General features: G+C 68.5%; 16 protein-coding genes. 2 read left to right on the top strand and 14 right to left on the bottom strand.

The features are described 5' to 3' along the window. Positions 1–68: 68 nt before the first annotated feature. The 4 genes from ACS5PK_RS13190 to ACS5PK_RS13175 all read right to left on the bottom strand — a co-directional run bounded on the left by ACS5PK_RS13190 (position 69) and on the right by ACS5PK_RS13175 (position 4,037). Complete coding sequence (locus ACS5PK_RS13190) at positions 69–845, bottom strand: LytR/AlgR family response regulator transcription factor (protein WP_439440710.1); 777 nt, start codon at positions 843–845, stop codon at positions 69–71. Beyond that, a complete protein-coding gene (locus tag ACS5PK_RS13185) occupies positions 842–1,975 on the bottom strand; it encodes a sensor histidine kinase (protein WP_439440709.1) in 1,134 nt (377 codons plus the stop codon). The genes ACS5PK_RS13190 and ACS5PK_RS13185 overlap by 4 nt, the downstream gene beginning before the upstream one ends. 108 nt (positions 1,976–2,083) lie before the next feature. Beyond that, complete coding sequence (locus tag ACS5PK_RS13180; protein ID WP_439440708.1) at positions 2,084–2,884, bottom strand: LytR/AlgR family response regulator transcription factor; 801 nt, start codon at positions 2,882–2,884, stop codon at positions 2,084–2,086. Then, entirely contained in the window at positions 2,877–4,037 is a 1,161-nt protein-coding gene (locus ACS5PK_RS13175; RefSeq protein ID WP_439440707.1) for a sensor histidine kinase, read from the bottom strand. Before ACS5PK_RS13175 ends, ACS5PK_RS13180 begins: the two co-directional genes overlap by 8 nt. A 219-nt stretch (positions 4,038–4,256) precedes the next feature. Here ACS5PK_RS13175 and ACS5PK_RS13170 point away from each other — a divergent pair, with 219 nt between their 5' ends. Both ACS5PK_RS13170 and ACS5PK_RS13165 read left to right on the top strand, forming a co-directional pair. After that, positions 4,257–5,645, top strand: coding sequence for a phosphomannomutase/phosphoglucomutase (locus ACS5PK_RS13170; protein WP_439440706.1), 1,389 nt, complete (start codon positions 4,257–4,259; stop codon positions 5,643–5,645). Between the two features lie 4 nt (positions 5,646–5,649). Continuing rightward, positions 5,650–6,990 (top strand): 3-deoxy-D-manno-octulosonic acid transferase, encoded by a 1,341-nt coding sequence (locus tag ACS5PK_RS13165; RefSeq protein WP_439440705.1) that lies wholly within the window; start codon positions 5,650–5,652, stop codon positions 6,988–6,990. Positions 6,991–7,074: 84 nt separating this feature from the next. Here ACS5PK_RS13165 and ACS5PK_RS13160 read toward each other — a convergent pair whose 3' ends face one another. The 10 genes from ACS5PK_RS13160 to ACS5PK_RS13115 form a co-directional block, all read right to left on the bottom strand. Further along, positions 7,075–8,301, bottom strand: a complete 1,227-nt coding sequence (locus ACS5PK_RS13160; RefSeq protein ID WP_439440704.1) for a GAF domain-containing protein — start codon at positions 8,299–8,301, stop codon at positions 7,075–7,077. A gap of 180 nt (positions 8,302–8,481) precedes the next feature. Further along, entirely contained in the window at positions 8,482–10,293 is a 1,812-nt protein-coding gene (locus ACS5PK_RS13155) for a secretin N-terminal domain-containing protein (RefSeq protein ID WP_439440703.1), read from the bottom strand. After that, a complete protein-coding gene (locus ACS5PK_RS13150; RefSeq protein ID WP_439440702.1) occupies positions 10,290–10,730 on the bottom strand; it encodes a hypothetical protein in 441 nt (146 codons plus the stop codon). Before ACS5PK_RS13150 ends, ACS5PK_RS13155 begins: the two co-directional genes overlap by 4 nt. Continuing rightward, positions 10,727–11,395, bottom strand: a complete 669-nt coding sequence (gene gspM, locus ACS5PK_RS13145) for a type II secretion system protein GspM (RefSeq protein ID WP_439440701.1) — start codon at positions 11,393–11,395, stop codon at positions 10,727–10,729. The genes ACS5PK_RS13150 and gspM overlap by 4 nt, the downstream gene beginning before the upstream one ends. After that, complete coding sequence (locus tag ACS5PK_RS13140; protein WP_439440700.1) at positions 11,392–12,096, bottom strand: PilN domain-containing protein; 705 nt, start codon at positions 12,094–12,096, stop codon at positions 11,392–11,394. Before ACS5PK_RS13140 ends, gspM begins: the two co-directional genes overlap by 4 nt. Before the next feature lie 6 nt (positions 12,097–12,102). Next, positions 12,103–13,134 carry a hypothetical protein gene (locus tag ACS5PK_RS13135; protein WP_439440699.1) on the bottom strand — a complete coding sequence of 344 codons (1,032 nt, stop codon included), beginning with the start codon at positions 13,132–13,134 and terminating at the stop codon, positions 12,103–12,105. 39 nt (positions 13,135–13,173) lie between these two features. Then, positions 13,174–16,869 (bottom strand): DUF6701 domain-containing protein, encoded by a 3,696-nt coding sequence (locus ACS5PK_RS13130; protein ID WP_439440698.1) that lies wholly within the window; start codon positions 16,867–16,869, stop codon positions 13,174–13,176. Next, on the bottom strand, positions 16,866–17,336 hold the full coding sequence (locus ACS5PK_RS13125; protein ID WP_439440697.1) for an agglutinin biogenesis protein MshP: 471 nt from the start codon (positions 17,334–17,336) through the stop codon (positions 16,866–16,868). The genes ACS5PK_RS13130 and ACS5PK_RS13125 overlap by 4 nt, the downstream gene beginning before the upstream one ends. Continuing rightward, the gene (locus ACS5PK_RS13120) at positions 17,333–18,175 is read right to left on the bottom strand and encodes a type II secretion system protein (RefSeq protein ID WP_439440696.1); all 843 of its coding nucleotides are present in this window, start codon (positions 18,173–18,175) and stop codon (positions 17,333–17,335) included. The genes ACS5PK_RS13125 and ACS5PK_RS13120 overlap by 4 nt, the downstream gene beginning before the upstream one ends. Next, complete coding sequence (locus ACS5PK_RS13115) at positions 18,165–18,752, bottom strand: type IV pilus modification PilV family protein (protein WP_439440695.1); 588 nt, start codon at positions 18,750–18,752, stop codon at positions 18,165–18,167. The genes ACS5PK_RS13120 and ACS5PK_RS13115 overlap by 11 nt, the downstream gene beginning before the upstream one ends. Between the last annotated feature and the right edge of the window lie 22 nt (positions 18,753–18,774).

Here is an 18,774-nt window from a genome sequence, read left to right as displayed (position 1 = left end):
TGAATCCGATCCCCGAGCCTGGCCGCCGTTCCCCATCCCCCGTATCCGACCGCCGCGCGATCTCCGGCTCACATGGCCTTGAAGAGATGGACGTAGGCGCGGCTCACCGGCAGTTCCTGGCTCAGGCCCCGGAAGCGCAGGAAGAGGCGGCTCAGCTCGTCGCGCCGGGTGCCGGCCAGGTGGGCCAGGTTGACCAGTGTGGCGCGGTGCACGCGGCAGAACTCCTGCGGGTCCAGCTGCTGGGCCAGCTCGGCGATGGGGGTGCGGATCAGGTACTCGCCCTGGGCGGTTTGCACGCAGGTGTACTTGTCGTCCGCATGGAAGTAGATGACCTCGTCGATGGGGATCTGGTGCATCAGCTCGCCCTGGCTGGCGCGCACATAGCGAAGGCTCGGCGCGGCGGCGGCTACCGGACCCTGCAGCTGCTGGAGGGCCTGGGCCAGGGCGCCGCCATCGCCCTGCACAGGGCTGGACGGCGTCGACGCGAGTAGGCTGGCCTGGAGGCGCTGCACGGTCTTGCGCAGGCGCTCGGTCTTGACCGGCTTGAGCACATAGTCCAGCGCGGCCTGCTCGAAGGCCTGGCAGGCAAACTCGTCGAAGGCCGTCACGAAGACCACGCGCGTGGGGCCCTCGATGCCTTCGGCCACCTCCAGCCCGGTGAGGCCCGGCATCTGGATGTCGAGGAAGGCCAGCTCGGGCTCCATGGCCGCGATTTGTGCCGCGGCTTCGCGGCCGCTGCGGGCCAGGGCCACGATTTCCAGCTCGGGCCACAGTTGCGCGAGTTCGGATCTCAGGTGCTCGGCCAGGTGGATTTCGTCGTCGGCGATCAGGGCGCGTAGGCTCATGGCTTGGGTTCGAGGAGGTCCAGGGGCAGACGCAGCAGGGCCTGGCAGCCCTGCTCGTCCAGGGTCAGCTGCAAGTCGGCGCGCTCACCGTAGCGGGCGGCGATGCGTTCACGGATGTTCTTCAGGGCCAGGCCGTGGCCCGGCCGGGCGCGGCGCGGGCGGGCCTGAGCGCCCAGGCCGTCGTCGCGCACCGCCAGCAGGAGATAGCGGTCCTGCACGAAGGCCTGCACGCGGACCTCGCCGCCTTCGTCCTTGCCCTCCAGGCCATGGACCACGGCATTCTCGACCAGGGGCTGCAGCAGCAGCGGGGGCAGGCGCAGCGCCTCGGCCTGGGGCGTGGCCTCGATGTGGAAGCGCAGGCGCTCGCCCATGCGGATCTGCATCAGGCCCAGGTAGCTGCGGGCCAGCTGCAGCTCGGCGGCCAAGGGGCAGCTGTCTTCGCGCAGGGCGCTCAGGCTGGCGCGCAGGTAGTCGGTGAAGTGCTCCAGCATGTCCAGCGCGCGGTCCGGGGCCGGCTTGATCAGGCTCTGCACGGCGGCGAGGCTGTTGAAGAGAAAATGCGGCTCGATCTGGGCCTGCAGGCGCAGCAGCTGGGCCTCGGTGGCCAGCAGCTGCAGGGCCTGGCGGCGGCGGTGCTGATGGTCCAGGTACCAGCCCAGCAGCGCGAACACGAGGGACAGCAGAAGGAAGCGGCTCAGGCCCTGAGGGCTGTCAAAGGGCGTCTCCACATGCGCCTGCATCCACCAGCCCAGCAACTGGCCGAAGAGCAGCAGGCCTGAGGCGATGCAGAGGATGGGCACCAGGCTGAAGAAAAGTCCGGCCCGCCAGCCGCCGGCATTGAGGCGCTCCAGCACGGACAGGGGCAGCAGCAGCTCGCTGAGGCGGTAGGCGCCGTGGATCAGGAAGGCGATGAGGAAACCGCAGGCATAGGTGGCGAGCGCGCTGGTGAGGTCCAGCGGCCGTGCGCCAAACACCAGGGTGAAGGCCATGATGACCGTGGGAAAGGCCAGGGCGAAGCCGCTGGTGATCAGCAGGCGTGCCAGCAGGGATTCGCTGCGCAGCTTGCTCAGACGGAAGTAGCGTCTGAAGGCCAGCTGGAGATCGTCGGCAAAGCGGTGCGGGGTGCTCATGACGGGGCGGGACGAGGGACACGGACGCAGCGTAGGCGGCGAGTGTCCCTCAAGAGGCGGCCCTGCGACGAATGGCGAGCCCGGGCGCCGGACGGCAAGCGGCCGGGCTCACATGGCCTTGAAGAGGTGGACGTAGGCCCGGCTCACCGGCAGCTCCTTCTCCAGGCCGCGCAGGCGCAGGAAGAGCTTGCCATTGGCGTCCCGCCGGGTGCACTGCAGCTGGTCCACATTGACCAGGGTGGCGCGGTGGACCTGCCAGAAGCGCAGCGGGTCCAGCTGGTGCAGCAGCTCGCTGATGGGCATGCGGATCAGGAACTCGGTGGCGGCGGTGCGCACGACGGTGTATTTGTCGTCCGCCTGGCAGTAGAGGACGTCCTCCACGGGAATCTGATGGGTCAGCTGCCCCTGGTTGGCGCGCAGGTGTCGCAGCCAAGGGGGGCCGCTGCGCCCGGGCGCGGCACCGGGCAGCAACTGCTGCAGGAGCCGGTGCAGTTGCTCGTCAGACCCCGCAGGCGGCTCGGGGGCCGCCAGGGCAAGGGCGCGCTGCAGGCGTTCCACCGTCTTGTGCAGGCGTTCAGCGCGCACGGGCTTGAGCACGTAGTCCACCGCCTCCTGCTCGAAGGCCTCCAGCGCATGCTGGTCATAGGCGGTGACGAAGACGACGCGCGTCGGCCCTTCGATGCCCTGGGCCACCTCCAGGCCGCTGAGGCCGGGCATCTGGATGTCCAGGAAGGCGATGTCGGGCTGGAACCTGGCGATCTGCTCAGCAGCCTCTGGTCCATTGGAGGCCACGGCCACGATGCGCAGCGCTGGCCAGAGTTCGCGCAGGCGGTCCTTCAGCACGCGGTTGAGGTGGGGTTCGTCGTCGGCCAGCAGCGCTGTGGGCGAGGGGGCGGTGGGCTCAGTCATGGTCTTGCGAAGGGAAGGGGTGCTGGCGAGGCAGCTTCAGTCGGGCGAGGGTACCGCCGCTGCCGGGGAGTTCGGTCAGCTCCAGCGAGGCGTCGGGGCCGTAGACCGCCAGCAGGCGCTCGCGGATGTTCTGTAGGGCCATGCCATGCCCGCGGCGGGGGCGCTCCCGGCTGCGGGCCAGGCCGACGCCGCTGTCCTGGATGTCGATCTGCAGGCCGCTGTCCAGCGGGCGGGCGCTCAGCTGCAGCAGGCCGCCCTCCAGCCGTGGTTCAAGCCCGTGGTGGATGGCGTTCTCGATCAAGGGCTGCAGCAGCAGGGGCGGCAGGCGCGCGGTCAGCAGCGTGTCGGGCACGTCCAGCCGGGTCTGCAGGCGATCGCCCATGCGGCAATGCATCACGGCCAGGTAGCTTTGCACCAGGGCCAGCTCTTGCGCCAGGCTCACGTCCTGAGCGCGCATCTGCAGCAGGCTGGCCCGGAGGTAGTCGGTGAAGGCGTCCAGCATGTGCTTGGCCTGGACTGGGTCGTAGTCGATCAGGCCCTGCACATTGGCCAGGGTGTTGAACAGGAAATGCGGCTCGATCTGCGCCTGCAGCAGGCGCAGCTGGGCCTCGCTGAGCTGGCTGCGGGCCTTCTGGGCGCGCAGTTGCGTGCGTGCACGCCACAGGCTCAGGCAGGCGAAGCCGGCGCCGCAGAACAGAAAGGTGATCAGGGCGCCCTTGTGCGGCAGCTTGAGCAACTGCAGCACGCCCTGCAGGCGCCAGCGCTGCAGAACCTCGACCAGCCACAGGCCCAGGCCACTGCAAAGGGTGGGGATGCCGATGAAGACCAGCAGGCTCTGCAGGTCCTGGCCTTCGTTCAGCCGCGCCAGACGCTCCGCGGGCAGCAGGCGCTCCAGCAGGCGCAGGCTCCAGCAGCTCAGCAGCGCGATGACGGCGCCCAGCTGCATGGACATCGCAAGGCCGCGCGTCCACCACTGGAAATTCAGGAGATTGGCCGAGAGCAGCGCCGCCAGCAGCACGAAGGCGGCGCCCACGGCCATGCCGGTGATCACGCAGGCCAACTGGCCCATCCACCAGGGATGCTCATGCGTCTTCCTGAGGCGCCAGCTGTCGGTGAAGGCGGCGCGCCATTGTTGGCCGGGGGTCGAAGTCATGGACGCAGTGTAGGCAGGGCGGTGGCGGCCTCTGAAGCCCTCTGCGACGGGGCGGCAGGCCGCCGCGCGAATCGACGGACGGCAGCGCCGAACTGCAGCGCCGGACTGACCTGCAGCGGGGTTACATCAAGGTCACGGAACCCGGTTTCGGCCGTGCCTACAATCGCGCTGAAACAAACCTACAAGGACCCTGCGGCCCAGGCTGCCGAGGCAATACGCATGCAAGTTCACGCTTCCATCTTCAAGGCTTATGACATCCGCGGCGTCGTGGGCCAGACCCTGGACGAAACCCTGGCCGAGCACCTGGGCCGGGCCTTTGGCACCGAAGCCCTGAAGCTGGGCGAGAAGGCCGTGGCCGTGGGGCGCGACGGTCGCCTCTCGGGCCCCGGCCTTGTGGCGGCGCTGGTGCGCGGCCTGCAGTCCACCGGCATTGACGTGGTGGACATCGGCGCCGTGACCACGCCCATGCTCTACTACGTGGCCGCCACGCGCGGCAAGCATGGCTGCAACTCCGGCATCCAGGTCACCGGCAGCCACAATCCCAAGGACTACAACGGCTTCAAGATGGTGCTCAAGGGCGCCGCCGTGTACGGTGAGCAGATCCAGGACATCCGCCGCCGCATCGAGGCCGAGGACTACGCCACCGGCCAGGGCCGCGTCGGCACCATGGACATCGGCGCCGAGTACAGCCACCGCATCGTCAGCGACTGCAAGCTGGCCCGGCCGATGAAGGTGGTGGTGGACAGCGGCAACGGCATCCCCGGTGCCAGCGCTCCGGCCATCCTGCGCGCCCTGGGCTGCGAGGTGATCGACATCTACTCCAAGGTCGACGGCGACTTCCCCAACCACCACCCGGATCCCTCGCGCCCCGAGAACCTCGAGGATCTGAAGCGCATCGTCCATGCCTGCGACGCCGAGCTGGGCCTGGCCTTCGACGGCGACGGCGACCGCCTGGGCATCGTCACCAAGGACGGTCAGATGATCATGCCGGACCGCCAGATCATGCTGCTGGCCGCCGACATCCTGAAGCGCAATCCCGGCGCCGAGATCATCTTCGACGTCAAGTGCACGCAACGCCTGGCCCCCTGGATCCGCGAGCACGGCGGCAAGCCGCTGATGTGGATGACCGGCCACTCCCTGGCCAAGGCCAAGCTGAAGGAGACCGGCGCACCCATGGCCGGTGAGCTCTCTGGCCACATCTTCTTCAACGAGCGCTGGTATGGCTTCGACGATGCCATGTACACGGCCGGCCGCATGCTGGAGATCCTGTCACGCAGCGCCGACCCCAGCGCTGTGCTGAACGCATTGCCCACCAGCTATGCCACGCCCGAGCTGAACGTGCCCTGTGCCGAGGGCGAGCACCACAGCGTGGTCGCCACGCTCAAGGAGGTGGCCCAGTTCCCTGATGCCAAGGAGATCGTCACCATCGATGGCCTGCGCATCGAGTACGAGGACGGCTTCGGCCTGATCCGCGCCTCCAACACCACGCCGGTGCTGGTGCTGCGCTTCGAAGGGCACACGCCCGAGGCCCTGGCCCGCATCGAGCATGCGGTGCTGGCGCAGCTCAAGCGCGTCAAGCCCGACGCCACTGTCGCTGCCGGCCATTGAAGGCTTGGGCACGCCGTCCGATCTTTCCCGGCTGCCTGCCGCCTGGGCCGAGCGCCTGGCCCGCTGGGCCTATGCGACGGCGCTGCGTCTGGCCACGCCGCTGTACTTCCTGAAACTCTGGAGGCGGGGCGGGGCCGAGCCCCTGTATCGCGCGCACTGGGTCGAACGCCTGGGCGGCGGTGAGCGATCGGCGCCGGGCGCGTTGTGGCTGCATGCGGTGTCCATGGGCGAGACGCGCGCTGCGGCGCCCCTGATCGCGGCCCTGCGCGCGCAGCATCCGGCCCTGCGCCTGCTGCTGACCCATTCCACCGCCACCGGCCGTGAGACGGGACGCGAACTCTTGCGCGAGGGTGATGTCCAGCGCTGGCTGCCTCTGGACACGCCAGGCGCCGTGCGACGTTTCCTGGACCGCCACCAGCCGGTGGCCGGCGTGCTGATGGAAACCGAGATCTGGCCCTGCCTGATGGCCGAGGCCTCGCGTCGGCATCTGCCTGTGGTACTGGCCAATGCACGGCTCTCAGCCAAGAGCGCCCGGCAGGGGCGGCGCCTGCGGGCCTTGCTGCATCCTGCCGCTGCCCGTCTGGCCCTGGCCCTGGCCCAGACCGCCGATGACGCCCAGCGCCTGCGGGAAGCGGGGGTGGGCGCGGTGCAGGTCTGCGGCAACCTGAAGTACGACCTGCAGCCTGATGCGCAGGTGCTGGCACTCGGCAGGGCCTGGGCTGCTGCTCAGCCCGAGCCCCGCCGGCCGGTTCTGCTGATGGCGGTCAGCCGCGAGGGCGAGGAGGCAGCGCTGCTGCAGGCGTGGCGCCGCTGGCCTGGCTCCGGTGGCGGGCCCCGGCCCTTGTTGCTGATCGTGCCCCGGCATCCGCAGCGCTTTGACGAGGTGGCAGCGCTGGTGCAGGAGGCCGGCTTCAGCCTGGCCCGCCGCAGCAGCTGGACTGGGCAAGACCTGCCCCCGCGAGAAGCCTGGACGGCTGATGTCTGGCTGGGAGACTCCCTGCGCGAAATGCCGCTGTACTACGCCCTGGCTGATCTGGCCCTGCTGGGCGGCAGTTTCGAGCCCTTGGGCGGACAGAACCTGATCGAGGCCGCAGCCTGCGGCTGCCCTCTGCTGATGGGCCCTCACACCTTCAACTTCAGCGAGGCTGCGGCATTGGCCGAGCAGGCGGGCGCGGCCTTGCGCGTGGGCGGCCTGACGCAGGCCTTGTCACAGGCCGCGGTCTTGCTGTCTGATGCCCATGAGCTGGCCAGCCAGGCTGGGCGGGCCCAGGCCTTCGCGGCACAGCATCGTGGTGCCGCCGAACGCATGGCCCAGGCGCTGCAGGCCGTGCTGCCTGCACGCTGAGCGCTCGCTCGACACCGGCGAGCAGCCTCCCACGGGGGCAGGTCTTGCGCGGAAGGCCCGCCTCACGCGGGAAGACGCCGCTGTTCAGCCCTTGGGTACCAGCAGGCCATCCTGCCGGAGCTTGCGGTACAGGGTGCTGCGCCCGATGCCCAGTTGGCGAGCCGCCAGGGACAGATTGCCGCCCGCAGCCCGGATGGCGTCGCGGATGGCCAGGGCTTCGGTCTCGCGCAGCGGGGGGGGCTGCAGGCCCATGGGGCTTGTGCGCGAGGGGGAGGGGGTGAGCAGCGGGCTGCCCATGGCTGGCGCAGGGGTAGCCAGGTAGGTGCCCGGCAGCGGGCTGCCTGCGCCCAGGCCCTCCGGTGCCAGGCCGGCGCCGGGATGAGCCCAGCTCAGCAGGCGCTGGGCAGGCAATCGCAGCTTCAGGAACAGGGTGTGCAGGGCCTGCTCGGTGCGCGTGGGAACCTGCACTGGCAGGGCCTGGTCGTGCTGTGCTGCTGCCATGAGCTGGTCCATGCTCAGGCCGAAGAGGCTCTGGACGGACTCCCGGTGCAGGGTGGCCGTACCACTGCCTAGCAGGTCCAGGCCGCGGCGGTTGATGCCCAGCACGTGACCGTCTTCGGCAAGCGCCAGCACGCCTTCCTGCAGCGTGCCCAGGCATTCGGCCTGGCCATGCATCTGCAGCTGTGGGGACTGACGGAAACGGTCGGCAAACCACTGGGACTCGATCAGTCGCGCCGCCAGGCTGGCCAGGGCGAGGGTATGCGGGTGGTAGGAGCGGCGGTCGCCCGAGACATCCAGCACCCCCAGCAGCGCTCCCTTGTGGTCGAAGATGGGCGCCGCGGAGCAGGTCAGGAAGTGCATGGAGCGGAGGTAATGCTCAGCGCCGTGCACCAGCGTGGGGGCCTCGGTCATCAGGGCGGTGCCGATGGCATTGGTGCCCTTGTCCGCCTCGGCCCAGCGGGCTCCGGGACTGAGGGCCACGCGCTGGGCGCGGGCCAGGAAGCTGGGGTCGCCCAGCGCATGCAGCACGGTGCCGCTGGCATCGCTGAGCACGACCATGCTCTGGGCGTGTGCCAACTGCTCGTAGAGCATCTCCATGACCGGCAAGGCCTGGGTGCACAGGCGCGCATTGCGATGCTGCACCTCCTGCAGCGCCGAATCGCTCAGCCGGTGCAGGTCCGGGGCTTGCGTGGGCTGAAGCCCGAAGGCCTGGCTGCGCTCATGCGAGTGCTGGATGGCCTGCTGATGCAATTGCTGCGCGGCCAGCATGGAGGCGCTGGGTACTCCGGCACCCGCCGGGGTCTGGGACACAAATGCTGTCGACAATGTCGTTCCCCCTGACTTTCATCACGGGCCGACTATCACGGAAGCCCCGGTGGCTGACAAGCGGGAAACTCTGGTAGGCGGGCCTGGCCTTGGCCCACCAAGCAGGGACAGCTCGGACGTACGCCTGTGCGCTGGGCGATCGTGTGGAGACTGGCCCGGCGTCGCTCAGGGCTGGCCGACGCGGATGACCTTGCGACCCTTGGCGTCCGCGTCTTCCAGGCGTTGGGCACTGCGTGAGGTTTCCTGCTCCCAGTCCTGGGCGCTGCGGATGATGGTTGACTTGATCAGCACCACCAGCTCGCGCTTGCGGCCGCTATTGGCGCGGTTGCCCAGCAGGGTGGCGGTGAGCGGCGTCTGATCCGCGCCGGGCAGGCCGGAGCCGCGCCGGCTGGTCTCCTGCTGCATCAGACCGCCGATGGCAACGATGGCGCCATCGGGCACCCGCACCACGGTGTCGGTCTCGTTCACGCTGCTTGAGGCCAGGGGCAGTCGGTAGTTGCCTGCCGCACCGAGGTCCACCTGCTTGGTGCGCTCTGTCACGTTGGTGACGGAGGGGTGCACATGCAAGGTGATCATGTCGCCCTCGTCGATCTGGGGTGTGACGTCCAGTGCGATGCCCGAGAAGAAGGGCGTGAGGATGAGGGTGGGCATGACCACGCCAGTGGTGTTGTTGGTCGTGGTGTTGGTGTTGGTGCTGCCGCTGTTGATGCCGGTGACGAAGTAGTCGTCCGAGCCCACCTTGAGCACCGCCTTCTGGTTGTTCAGGGTCGCTACGCGCGGGCTGGACAGGATCTGGGTGTCCCCATGGCTCTCCAGGAAGCTGATCAGGCCCTGGAAGCTGCCGCGTGTGAGCGCCAGCCCGAAGGCGCCACCGCCTGCCGAGGGCAGGGGGATGAGGTCGGGCCAGGCGGGCGCCTGGTTGCCCGTGGACAGGATGGGGAGGCCCGCATTGTTCGCGACCAGCGGGTTGATGATGGCGCCTGGCGTTGTCGGCGTGGCCGGGTTGACACTGGTCTGGCCTGCCATGGTGCGGGAGCGCAGGATGGACCAGTCCACGCCACTCTGGTAGCCCTCGCGCAGCTCCACCTCGACGATCTTGGCTTCCAGCATCACCTGGCGCTCGACCGCCATGCGCGTGGCCTTGAGAAAGCCCTCCACCGCTCGCAGTTCCTCAGGCATGGCGCGCACGGCAATGGTGCTGGCCTGTGGGCTGGCGATCACGCTGCGGCCTTCGCCACCGCCCACCAGCGCCTGCAGGGACTCCTGCAGCTCGGCCCAGAAGTCTGCTTTGGTGGAGGTGCTGACGCGGCTGCTCTCTGACTGCTGCGCCGTGCCGGAGCCAGCGTTGTCCTGAGTCGTGCCGGTGCTCGTGCCGGTGGTGGTGTTGCCGCTCTGGCTGCTGCTCATGCGCGCGCCCGTGCTGACGCGCAACTCACTGCGGCCCAGACGCTGGCCGGGCAGATAGTTGATGCTGAAGATCCGGGTCTGCATGGCGGCGGGGTAGACCGTGACCCGGCGGCCGTCGATACGGAAGTCGTAGCCGTACACATCGCGCAGCGACTCCAGGGCCTCCCGCAGGGTGATGCCCTTGAGCGTCAGCGACAGCTGTCCGCTGACGCCGGGGTGGACGATCATGCTGTAACGGGTATCGGCCACCAGGGAGAGATAGACATCACGAGCTTGCGCGCCATTGACGATGAGGTCGAAACGCGGCTCAGCCGCTGCGGCCGCCAGCGCAGGCGGGGTAGAGGCTGGCGCGCTGGCGGCGGCGGCCGCGGCTTGCGCCTCGGCCTGAGTGGCGCGTGCACGGGCGGCGTCCAGTTCGGCGCGCAGGGCGGCCACAGGTTGTGCCAGTTGCAGGGGCTTCTCGGCGCAGGCGCTCAGCAGGCCCAGGCCCAGCAGCAGTGTGGTGTTGCCTAGGCGCTGCGGGCCCCGGCGCGAAGCGGGCCGGGGGGCGGACTGGGCGGGGCGTTTCATGGGCGATCCCTTTTCTCTTGAGACTTGTCGGGCGAACCGGATTCGGGGCTGGGCTTCTTGCTCACGCCGCTGACCATGGGCAGGGCATGCAGCCCGTTGCGGCTGCGCAGCCAGACGCCATGCTCAGTGACGCGTTCCACGGTCAGGGCCTCGGCGCCGCTGCCAATGCGGCTGCCTTGCGCGTAGCGGCGGCTGCCAATCAGGGCATAGGCCTTGCCATCGGCGATCAGCACCTGCGCGCTCTGCGGCAGCGCAGCGGCAGGGGAACTGCCCCCCGCTGCGGCGGCCGGGCGCAGGGCAGCGGGCATCTGCATGGGATCGCGCAGTGTTGGCTGGGCACTGGCCATGCCCGCATGAAGCAACAGCAGGCTCAGCAGGGTGCTCAGCTGGCTTGCCTGCTGCGGCCTTGGCTGGCAAGAGGGGATGCTTGGCGTCATGGCTGTGGCCTCAGTACATACATCTGCACACTCATGCGGTGGCCGCGGTCCTGGGCCTCGCCCTGGATCTGCAGCGGGCCCCAGCGCAGTTCAGGCAGGGCCTGTTCCAGCGTGGCCAGATAGCGCATCAGCTCGAGGTAGTCGCCCCGCATCTCCAGGTCCACGGCCTGCCAGCGCAGGCCTTGTGGCGCGACCAGGCGTCCGCTCATCTCGGCGGCGGGGCGTGCGCTGCTGTCCAGTCGCGTGAGCTGCAGGCGCTCATGCTTCTGGAGCAGGCTGCCCAGGAGCTGAGGCAGCTGGGGCAGGGCGCCGCCTCCCTGGCGCAGACGGTCCAACTCCTGGGTCTGGGCCTGCAGGCCCTCCGTCAGCTCGGACAGCTCGCGGCGCTTGCGGGCGAGTTCGGAGTCGCCTTGGCTCAGGGCATTGAGCTGGGTGATCTGTTCGCGCAGGCGTTTCAGGTCCTGCTCCTGGCGTTGCACCTGGCCCTGCTGTTCGCGCTGCTCGCGCATCATGGGGTCCAGCAAGAGGGTGTCGATACCCAGCACCAGGACCATGGCCAGGCAAAGGAAGAGGAAGACCCGCTCGCGCAGGCTCAGCGCATCGATGCGGTCGGCCGTGCGGCTCCAGCGCTTGTGCCAGGTCTGCAGCATGTCTTGTGCGCTCACGGCTGGCCCCCTGCGGCTGCGGCAGTCTGCTGGGCCGGGTTGGTGCCGCGGACCTGGAAGGCCCAGACCGCTTGGGTGAACCCACCAGGCCCCGATGGCAGCTGCAGGCGAGAGGCCAGCGTGCCGGCGTCCGGGGCTGCAGCATTCGATGGGTTCGAAGCAACCATTTCCAGCTTCAGCTCGGCCATGGCGACCTTGTGGAGCAGGGCTTGCGTCTGCAGCTGGGCCAGCCAGTTGCGCAGGGCCGCAGGGTCCAGCGTACCGCCGCTGAGTTCCAACTGGCCGGACTGCCAGCGCAGGCCCTGCAGCCAGACGCTGGCCGGCACGGTGCTGGCGACCAGGGCCAGGAAGTCGCTATGCCGTTCGCCCGCCACCTGATGGCCGCTCTTGAGCGACTGCAGCAGCTCGCCCTGCGCCTGCCGCTGCTGCCTCAGCACGGCGATCTGCGATTCGATGGCCTTCAGGTCGGTGGCTGCCGGCAGATTGGCCAGGCTGCGGCTGAGCGCCTGCTGCTCGGACTGGAGCGCCTGCAGACGCTGCTGGAACTCGGCGCGCCGCTGGTCGGCCCGGCCATGGATCCAGCCGGCCAGCAGCAGGCTGCCCACCAGGATGAGCCCCAGCGACTGCACCACGGCCATCGCCGTGAAATGCCGCCTGGGCTTCAGCAGGATGGGGGTGAGGAGGTTGATCTGTTGTGCCATGGCGGTCTAGGGGCGGGCCGTTTCGTCGCGCAGTGCGGCACCCAGCAGGGGCAGGCAGGCCGCAGGCAGGCCCTGGGCCAGGGCCTCGCCCTTGAACAGCTGCTCCGGCAGCAGCGCCAGGGTGCGCAGGCCCAGCTCCTTCTGCAGCAATCGGGCCACCGCCTCGGCATGGTCGGCACTGAGCACGTAGAGTCGGCTCAGGGGCAGACCGGGCCAGGAACGCTCCCAGACGTCGATGGACCGCTGCAGCTCGATGATGAGGCTGGATTCCTCGGACTCCGTGCCGCCAAAGCTGAGTTCGTCGCCCGGCATGTACTCGAAACCCAGGGGCACCTCTTCGCGCACGGCCTCCCTGGCGGTGCTGGTGGCTCGCTCGAAGAGGCGGTCGTCGGCGTCCAGCCGCCGGGTGTAGAACAGCTCACCGCCTGATGAAATGGTCAGCAGGCATTGGCCGGGCAGGAGCTGTAGGGCGGCGGTGGCTTTGTCGGCCAGGCCGTCCATGGCGGCGTGGGCCGACTGGAGATTGCGCTGCGCGGTTTCCCAGACGTCCACCACCTGCGTCTGGCCGGCGCTGGCCGTGCCGGCCTGGCAGACGCGCTGGATGGCCGCATTGCGCGCGGCGAAGACCAGCATTTCCTTGTGGCTGCGGGTGTCGTCGCCAGCCTGCAGCACGTCAATGGTGAGCTGGTCCAGCTTGCCCTCGACCAACTCCTTGAGCTGCCAGCGGGCGGCCGCCTTCAGCTCGTCGGACGGCACATTGGGGGCGGGAAGCTTGTAGACAGCGTAGTCATCCAGCTCCAGCAGCGCGATCACCTGGCTGCCGCTCAGGCCCAGCCCGACAAGCTTTTGCAGCCATTGCGACTCGTCCTCGTTGTCGCGTCTCAACTCGCCCAGGCCGAGCACCTCGCGGGGCCAGGTCTTGCCTGGCGCAAGCTCGACCCAGTTGAATCGGTCAGCCGAGGCACGCAGGGCCAGCACTCCGCCCTGGCCCAGGGCCTTGCGCCAGGGGCTGCCCAGCTTCTGGAGCAGGGCCTTCATGGGCTGCCTCCGGGCAGGAGGCGCTGTGTGCGGATCAACTCAGTTCTCCCGCTGGTAGATGATGGAGTCGGTGCCCGTGTAGAGCCCGAAGCTCGCCCGGGCGCTGGGGTCCTTGTCCGCCGCCGTGCCGCACCAGGGCCAGCGCAGGTGGCTCAGGTTGGCGCCGCTGCTGGCGGCAGGCGAAGGGGTCCAGGAGAGGCAACTGGCGTCCGTCGCGGAGCTGCCCAGGGCCAAGGCCAGGTCGTAGCTGCCGCTGCGGTTGGTGCCCGGCTTGGCCAGCGTGATCAAGGCCCGGCCCTGGCTGAGGGTGATGGGGCTGTTGAGCACGCTGGCGTCAGTGCTGGTCATGGTCTTGCGATAGTTCCCGAAGCTGATCTGGCTGCTGGTGATCCGGGTGCAGCTGTCCAGGGTATTGAGCTGGTACACGCTGCCGTCCCAGAACTGGGCCTGCAAGGGCAGGCTCAGCGTGCGATGCTGGGAGCCTATTGCATTTTGCAGGCGCAGGCGACCATAGCGCAGGGCGACTGTCGCGACCAAGCCGCGGTCCTTGCCGTTCGCGGGGAAGTCGGTGTCCAGATCGGGCAGATTCACGCCGCTCACCTCGCCGTCAGAGGGCAGGATGCCGAAGCTCGCGGTGAAGGGGCCGTCGGGGCTGCTGGCGCCGCCAGCGCCGGTGGCGCGCGCGGCGTTCAGGACCAGGGTGACGGCCTCGGCCTTGCCGCTGGCCCAGGTCCCGCTGCTGCTGACCGCAGTCAGCCGGTCGCCCGTCCTGAAAAGGGTGCTGCCCGCAATGCCGGCCGGCCCGAGGTTCGCGGGCGCCGCCAGGTTCAGCTTGGCGTAGTCGCCTGTGTAGTTGAGGGTCTTGCCCCCGAGCGCGTTGCGGGCCTCGAGGTCGAACGTCAGCTGAAAGTTCTCGCCGAGGTAGCTGAAGCTGGACGTTGGCGAGCAGGCCGCCGTGCTGCGGTGGTCCACCTTGCCGTTGGAGACGGCAAAGCTGGCAGGGATGAAGCGGCCCACCGTGGTGTTCTGCCCACCTGCGGCATTGAAGAAATAGCCGCCCATGCTCACCGTGCCGAGGTAGTTGCTGAGCACATTGTTCTTCTCGAACTGGAAGCCGCCTACCTCGGTGTACTGAAGGTTGTTGACCGTCTTGGTCCCTCCGGTGACGGCAATCGAGCCGTTGTTGAGACTGCCCAGCGCAGGGCTGCCGCTGGCAGCCTGCAGGGTCACCGTGGCGGCGAAGCCCGGGGCGATGCCTCCGGCCGTGATGGCCGCAAAGCTGGCAGTGGCATCTGGCACGCCATCGTTGAGTGTCGCGCCTGTGGCATCGCCCGGCTCGAGCGTGTCCGCTGTGCTGCTCCAGCGATAGGCCGCTACCGTGGCACTGAAATCGGCACCGGCCGCACCGAAGACGGCTTCGGTGGCGGCGCTGCCGTTGGGGTTGTTCGTGCTGCCCATCTTGATCCCGCTGATCACGATGGCGAAGGGCCGCACCGTCAGCGGGCTGGCGGTTCCGCTGATGGCATTGCTGGCATAGGTACCGGTTTCGTCGGCCACGCTGAGGGCGTACTGGCCGACATCGGTGGTGCCGAGGTTGAAGCTGCTGACGCCAGCGCTGAAGCTCAGCGTGATGTTGCTGCTGCCGGGCTTGGCGGCGGGGATGCTCAGCGCCGGGCTGGCCACGGAAGGTGCCGTCCAGGGGCCGCCGCTGTCCGTGCGCCAGAGCTTGAGGTTTCGGTTGCCGGTGTAGTCGTTGGCAACGCTGCAGGTGCCCGTCGTCGGGTCCTTCTTCCACAGCGTCAGCTTCATGTCATGGCTGCGACCCGCGACGGCCAGCCAGCTTCCGCTGACTTTGTTGAAGAGATCTTCGGACCAGACAAAGGCGTTGTCGCGAAACTGGATGGTGGCTGAGCTGGTATTGGCCAGGTTGCCGGTGTCGGTCACGAGTACGGTCAAGTCCCGGGCTGCGCTGTGGCTCAGCGTGAACTTGGCAACGCCAGCGTCACCGCTGACGAAGGTGTAGCTGGCCTGGCCGTTGTTGGCCCCGGCTGTGAGGTTGCCACCGGGCGTGGGGCTGCTGCCCTTGGCCCAGGTTCCCATGCCGCTGGAGCTGCGCAGGGTGATGGTGCCGGTGTAGCCGGTGATGGTGTTGCCGCTGGCGTCCTTCACCGTGATGGTGAGCTGCTGGGGCGTGCAGGTGGAGGCGGACCCCGTCCCGCTGATCACGAAGCTGGCCGCGGCGGGCACGCAGCTGTTGAGGTTGCGTGCGGTGCCGTCCCAGTTCTTGCCGGCGCGCTGATAGGTATAGAGGGTGCTGATGTCGCTGGCGCTCAGGGCGGTGTTGAACACCATGAACTCATCCAGCGGCGCGCGGAAAGCCTGCTGGGCGAGGCTGTCGCAGGAGCTGCCGATGTAGCGCAGGCCATAGCTGCTGCTGGCGCTGTTGATGCGCTGCCCCAGGGTTTCGCGATAGCTGCCATCCAGGTAGAGCAGGGTGTTGCTGCCGCTGCCCACCAGGGCGATGTGATGCCAGCCGCTGGCGAGGTTGAGTACCTGCGAGCCTATGCTGGGTCCGCTGGCGTTGGTGTAGACCCGCCAGCGGTAGGCGTCGTTGTCGCGGGTGTACAGGAAGTCGCCGATGCAGTTGCCACTGACTGGCTCCAGTGCGGCCAGCGAATGGATGTTGTTGGTGTTGTCGATCGCGAAGGGCGTGAGGTACCAGGTCGAGATGGTGTAGGCCCCGGACAGCGGGACCTTGCTGCCTGTTGTGAGGTAGGTGTTGAGCGCGTTGGTGTTGAGATAGCGGCCCACCACACCGCCCGCGGCGGTGCTGGGCCTGGCGCCCGAGGAGGTGGCGTGGTAGCTGCCGCGGCTGTCGCGGGCTTCGCCGGCGCTGCCGTTGTAGCTGCATTCGTCGAAGTGGTAGTCGGCCACCAGGCCCAGGCTGGTGGGGTCGCAGGTACTGAGGTCTCCGATGGCCGTCTGGTCGGCTGCGCTCAGGGTGATGCTGGAGCCCCCCGCGAAGCTCAAGGAACCCTTGATGGCGATCAGGCCGGTCAGCGTGGCGTTATTGCCCATGATGATGCTGTTGCCGCTGGTGCCGTAAATCACGCCGCGGAAGGTGTTGTAGTTGCCAAAACCGGCATCGGCATTGCTGCCAAGCTCGATCAGTCCGTTGGCCGTGGGGCCGGCGGCGTTGAAGAGGAAGCTGTTGCCGACCGACAGGTAGTTCCCCATGTAGATCTTGACGGCACCGGAGAGGACCACGCTGACGTTGTTGCCTATGGTCCAGTTGTAGACGTAGTAGGTGCCCGCACCCAGGGTGATGGTGCTACCAGAGGCGACGTTGAAATTGACGATGTAGTAGGTGCCGCCTGTGGTCGAGAAGCTGCCACTGGCGTTCACCGTGCTGTAGGTGCCAGCCGCCAGCGGGCTGCTGCTGCTGGTGGTGCTGCTGCTGAAGCTGGGAAAGCTGGACGGCACCAGGGGCGGGAAGGTCGTGGCGTTGTTGTTACGCACGCCCGTCGTGGGCAGATTGGGCCCGCTGCCGCTGGGGCTCAGGCCGTTCACGAGGAAGTCGCCGGGCAAGCTCAGCGAACCGCCACTGCCCGCGGTCAGGGCGTTGTCGGTCGGGATGGGGCCGCACTGCGCTTGCACCGGCTGGGCGAGAAACATGGCCAGGACCAGCACCAGTGTCAGAAGAAAGGCCGGCGACAGCAGCCTGCTTGGATTCATCGTGCCACCCGCTTGCTGAGACTGCGTTCCACATAAGTTGCTGGCGGCGCCGCTCCGGCTGGGCAGGCACCCGCCACCGGCTGGTTGCAGGCCGTGGCGGTCAGGTCATAGAAGACCAGGGCGGTGGCGCCATCGCTGACGCTGCCGCTGTTCGGCGTGCGGATGCAGGACACGGTGACGGTGAAGTCCGAGAGCGCGCTGTCCGTGGCCAGCGGGAAGGTGATGTTGCTGGCGCTGAAGCAGTCAGGCGCCGCGGCCGGGGGCAGGGGATTGCGCAAGACCTGGAAGCTGCCCCATTCCAGCCCGGCAATGGCAGCCTGGTAGGCACGGGCGGCCGCCAGCTCTGCGGCCGAACTCATGTGCTGCCGCTGGGTGAACAGGGCCATGGCAGCGCCAAGTGCGCCCAGAACGACCAGGATGAAGAGCAGTGAGGCCATGGTGAAGCCGGCGTGCCGCACTTGCTTCATGGCAGATTCTCCACGTGCACGGCACGGAAGAGCTGAACGGTCTCGGAGCCCAGCATGGTGTCTGCCCTGAGCGTCAGGCGCAGGTTGACCGTACCGGCACGGTAGGCCACGGCAGCGCCTTCGTAGACGAAGCTGCATGCCGTGACGCCCTTGGCCAGCAGGGCACTGCTGCCAGCGTTGGGCGGGTCGGGCTGGGCAGGCTGGAAGCCGTAGCCGCTGTAGCGAGTCAGGGTGCCGGCGGAGAGGTCGCAGCGGTAGGTGACGGGCGGGCTGACCGCGTAGACACGGAAGGGGGGCGCCATCAGGCTCACCGGAAGACCTGGGTTGCTGGCCAGGGTGATGGCCGTGGCGGTACCGGCGGCATTGCTGGCGATGCGGCGGTTGCTGCTGCTGCTGACCGCGGCGTAGGCATCGGCATCCGGCACGTTGGGGCCGAGGTTGTACCAGACCAGGTTCTGGTTGGCCGTCATGGACAGTCCCGGACCCACGAGCTGGAAGCTGTTGGCGGGTGCGCCGAACACCAGGGCGCCAACGCCTTCGGTCTGGTAGCGGGCTGCGCCTGTGGTGGGCACCAGTTCCAGCGTCGCGCTGCTGGCCGTCGTGCTGATGCGCACGCTGTTGGGCAGGGACTCAGCCAGGTCGCGGGCCATGCGCCGCAGCGCGAGGTCGGTGCGGGCGGCCAGGTCGGCCCGGGCCGCGCTGTCCAGATAGCCCTGGACGGCCGGCACCATGAAGATGGACACGCCAGCGATGATGCCGCCCATCACCACGATCACCATGATGGCCTCGATCAGCGTGAAGCCTCGCTGGCGGGCATGGTGGGCAGGTTCAGCTCGCATTGGGCGCATGGCGGGTGCGATAGCCCTGCAGGGTGACGGCAGTCCCGTTGGGACCATTGACTTGCACGGTGATGCGCAGGGCATCACCCGCCGCCACCGTGCCGAGGGCAGCCGGCGCCACTGTCACGCTGGCGCTGTAACTGTCCAGGCCTGAGACTGCCGTGCCGGTGATGTCAACGATGCCCGTCATGCTGAAGCCGTGGTAGTCATTGACGTTGTCGAATTGCGGGGCGACGGTGCGGGCTTCGCCGGCTTCGGGCCCCATCGCACTCTCGCTGGCGGTGGTGCAGTTCGTGCTGCCGGCGCCAACAGTGGCGCTGGTGGCCGTGGAGATGTTGGCGTCGTCGGGGTCGCAGAAGGTGAAGGGCTGCAGCTGCACTTCCTGCAACAGCGACTCGGCGATGGCCAGTGCCTGGCGCTGGGCCTGCGGGTCGGCGCTGGACTTGGTGGCCAGGGCAAACACCTGCAGCACGCCCGCCAGGGCCAGCCCGATCACCATGATGAACATCAGCAGTTCGATCAGCGTCAGGCCCGTTTGGTTTCGGGGCGGGGACGTGAAGGCGGCGTGGTCTTGCATGGCCGGCATGCTAGTGCAGACG

This window comes from Roseateles sp. DB2 (assembly GCF_051857535.1).
Taxonomy (GTDB): domain Bacteria; phylum Pseudomonadota; class Gammaproteobacteria; order Burkholderiales; family Burkholderiaceae_C; genus Roseateles_B.
This window is presented reverse-complemented; position numbering and strand designations above follow the sequence as displayed.

Excerpts from the sequence above, each read along its gene's own strand:
- ACS5PK_RS13175 (WP_439440707.1), bottom strand. The coding sequence starts at position 4,037 with ATGACTTCGACCCCCGGCCAACAATGGCGCGCCGCCTTCACCGACAGC.
- ACS5PK_RS13130 (WP_439440698.1), bottom strand. The coding sequence starts at position 16,869 with ATGAATCCAAGCAGGCTGCTGTCGCCGGCCTTTCTTCTGACACTGGTG.
- ACS5PK_RS13125 (WP_439440697.1), bottom strand. The coding sequence starts at position 17,336 with ATGAAGCAAGTGCGGCACGCCGGCTTCACCATGGCCTCACTGCTCTTC.
- ACS5PK_RS13190 (WP_439440710.1), bottom strand. The coding sequence starts at position 845 with ATGAGCCTACGCGCCCTGATCGCCGACGACGAAATCCACCTGGCCGAG.
- ACS5PK_RS13115 (WP_439440695.1), bottom strand. The coding sequence starts at position 18,752 with ATGCAAGACCACGCCGCCTTCACGTCCCCGCCCCGAAACCAAACGGGC.
- ACS5PK_RS13120 (WP_439440696.1), bottom strand. The coding sequence starts at position 18,175 with ATGCGAGCTGAACCTGCCCACCATGCCCGCCAGCGAGGCTTCACGCTG.
- ACS5PK_RS13170 (WP_439440706.1), top strand. The coding sequence starts at position 4,257 with ATGCAAGTTCACGCTTCCATCTTCAAGGCTTATGACATCCGCGGCGTC.
- ACS5PK_RS13150 (WP_439440702.1), bottom strand. The coding sequence starts at position 10,730 with ATGACGCCAAGCATCCCCTCTTGCCAGCCAAGGCCGCAGCAGGCAAGC.
- ACS5PK_RS13180 (WP_439440708.1), bottom strand. The coding sequence starts at position 2,884 with ATGACTGAGCCCACCGCCCCCTCGCCCACAGCGCTGCTGGCCGACGAC.
- ACS5PK_RS13185 (WP_439440709.1), bottom strand. The coding sequence starts at position 1,975 with ATGAGCACCCCGCACCGCTTTGCCGACGATCTCCAGCTGGCCTTCAGA.
- ACS5PK_RS13155 (WP_439440703.1), bottom strand. The coding sequence starts at position 10,293 with ATGAAACGCCCCGCCCAGTCCGCCCCCCGGCCCGCTTCGCGCCGGGGC.
- ACS5PK_RS13140 (WP_439440700.1), bottom strand. The coding sequence starts at position 12,096 with ATGGCACAACAGATCAACCTCCTCACCCCCATCCTGCTGAAGCCCAGG.
- ACS5PK_RS13135 (WP_439440699.1), bottom strand. The coding sequence starts at position 13,134 with ATGAAGGCCCTGCTCCAGAAGCTGGGCAGCCCCTGGCGCAAGGCCCTG.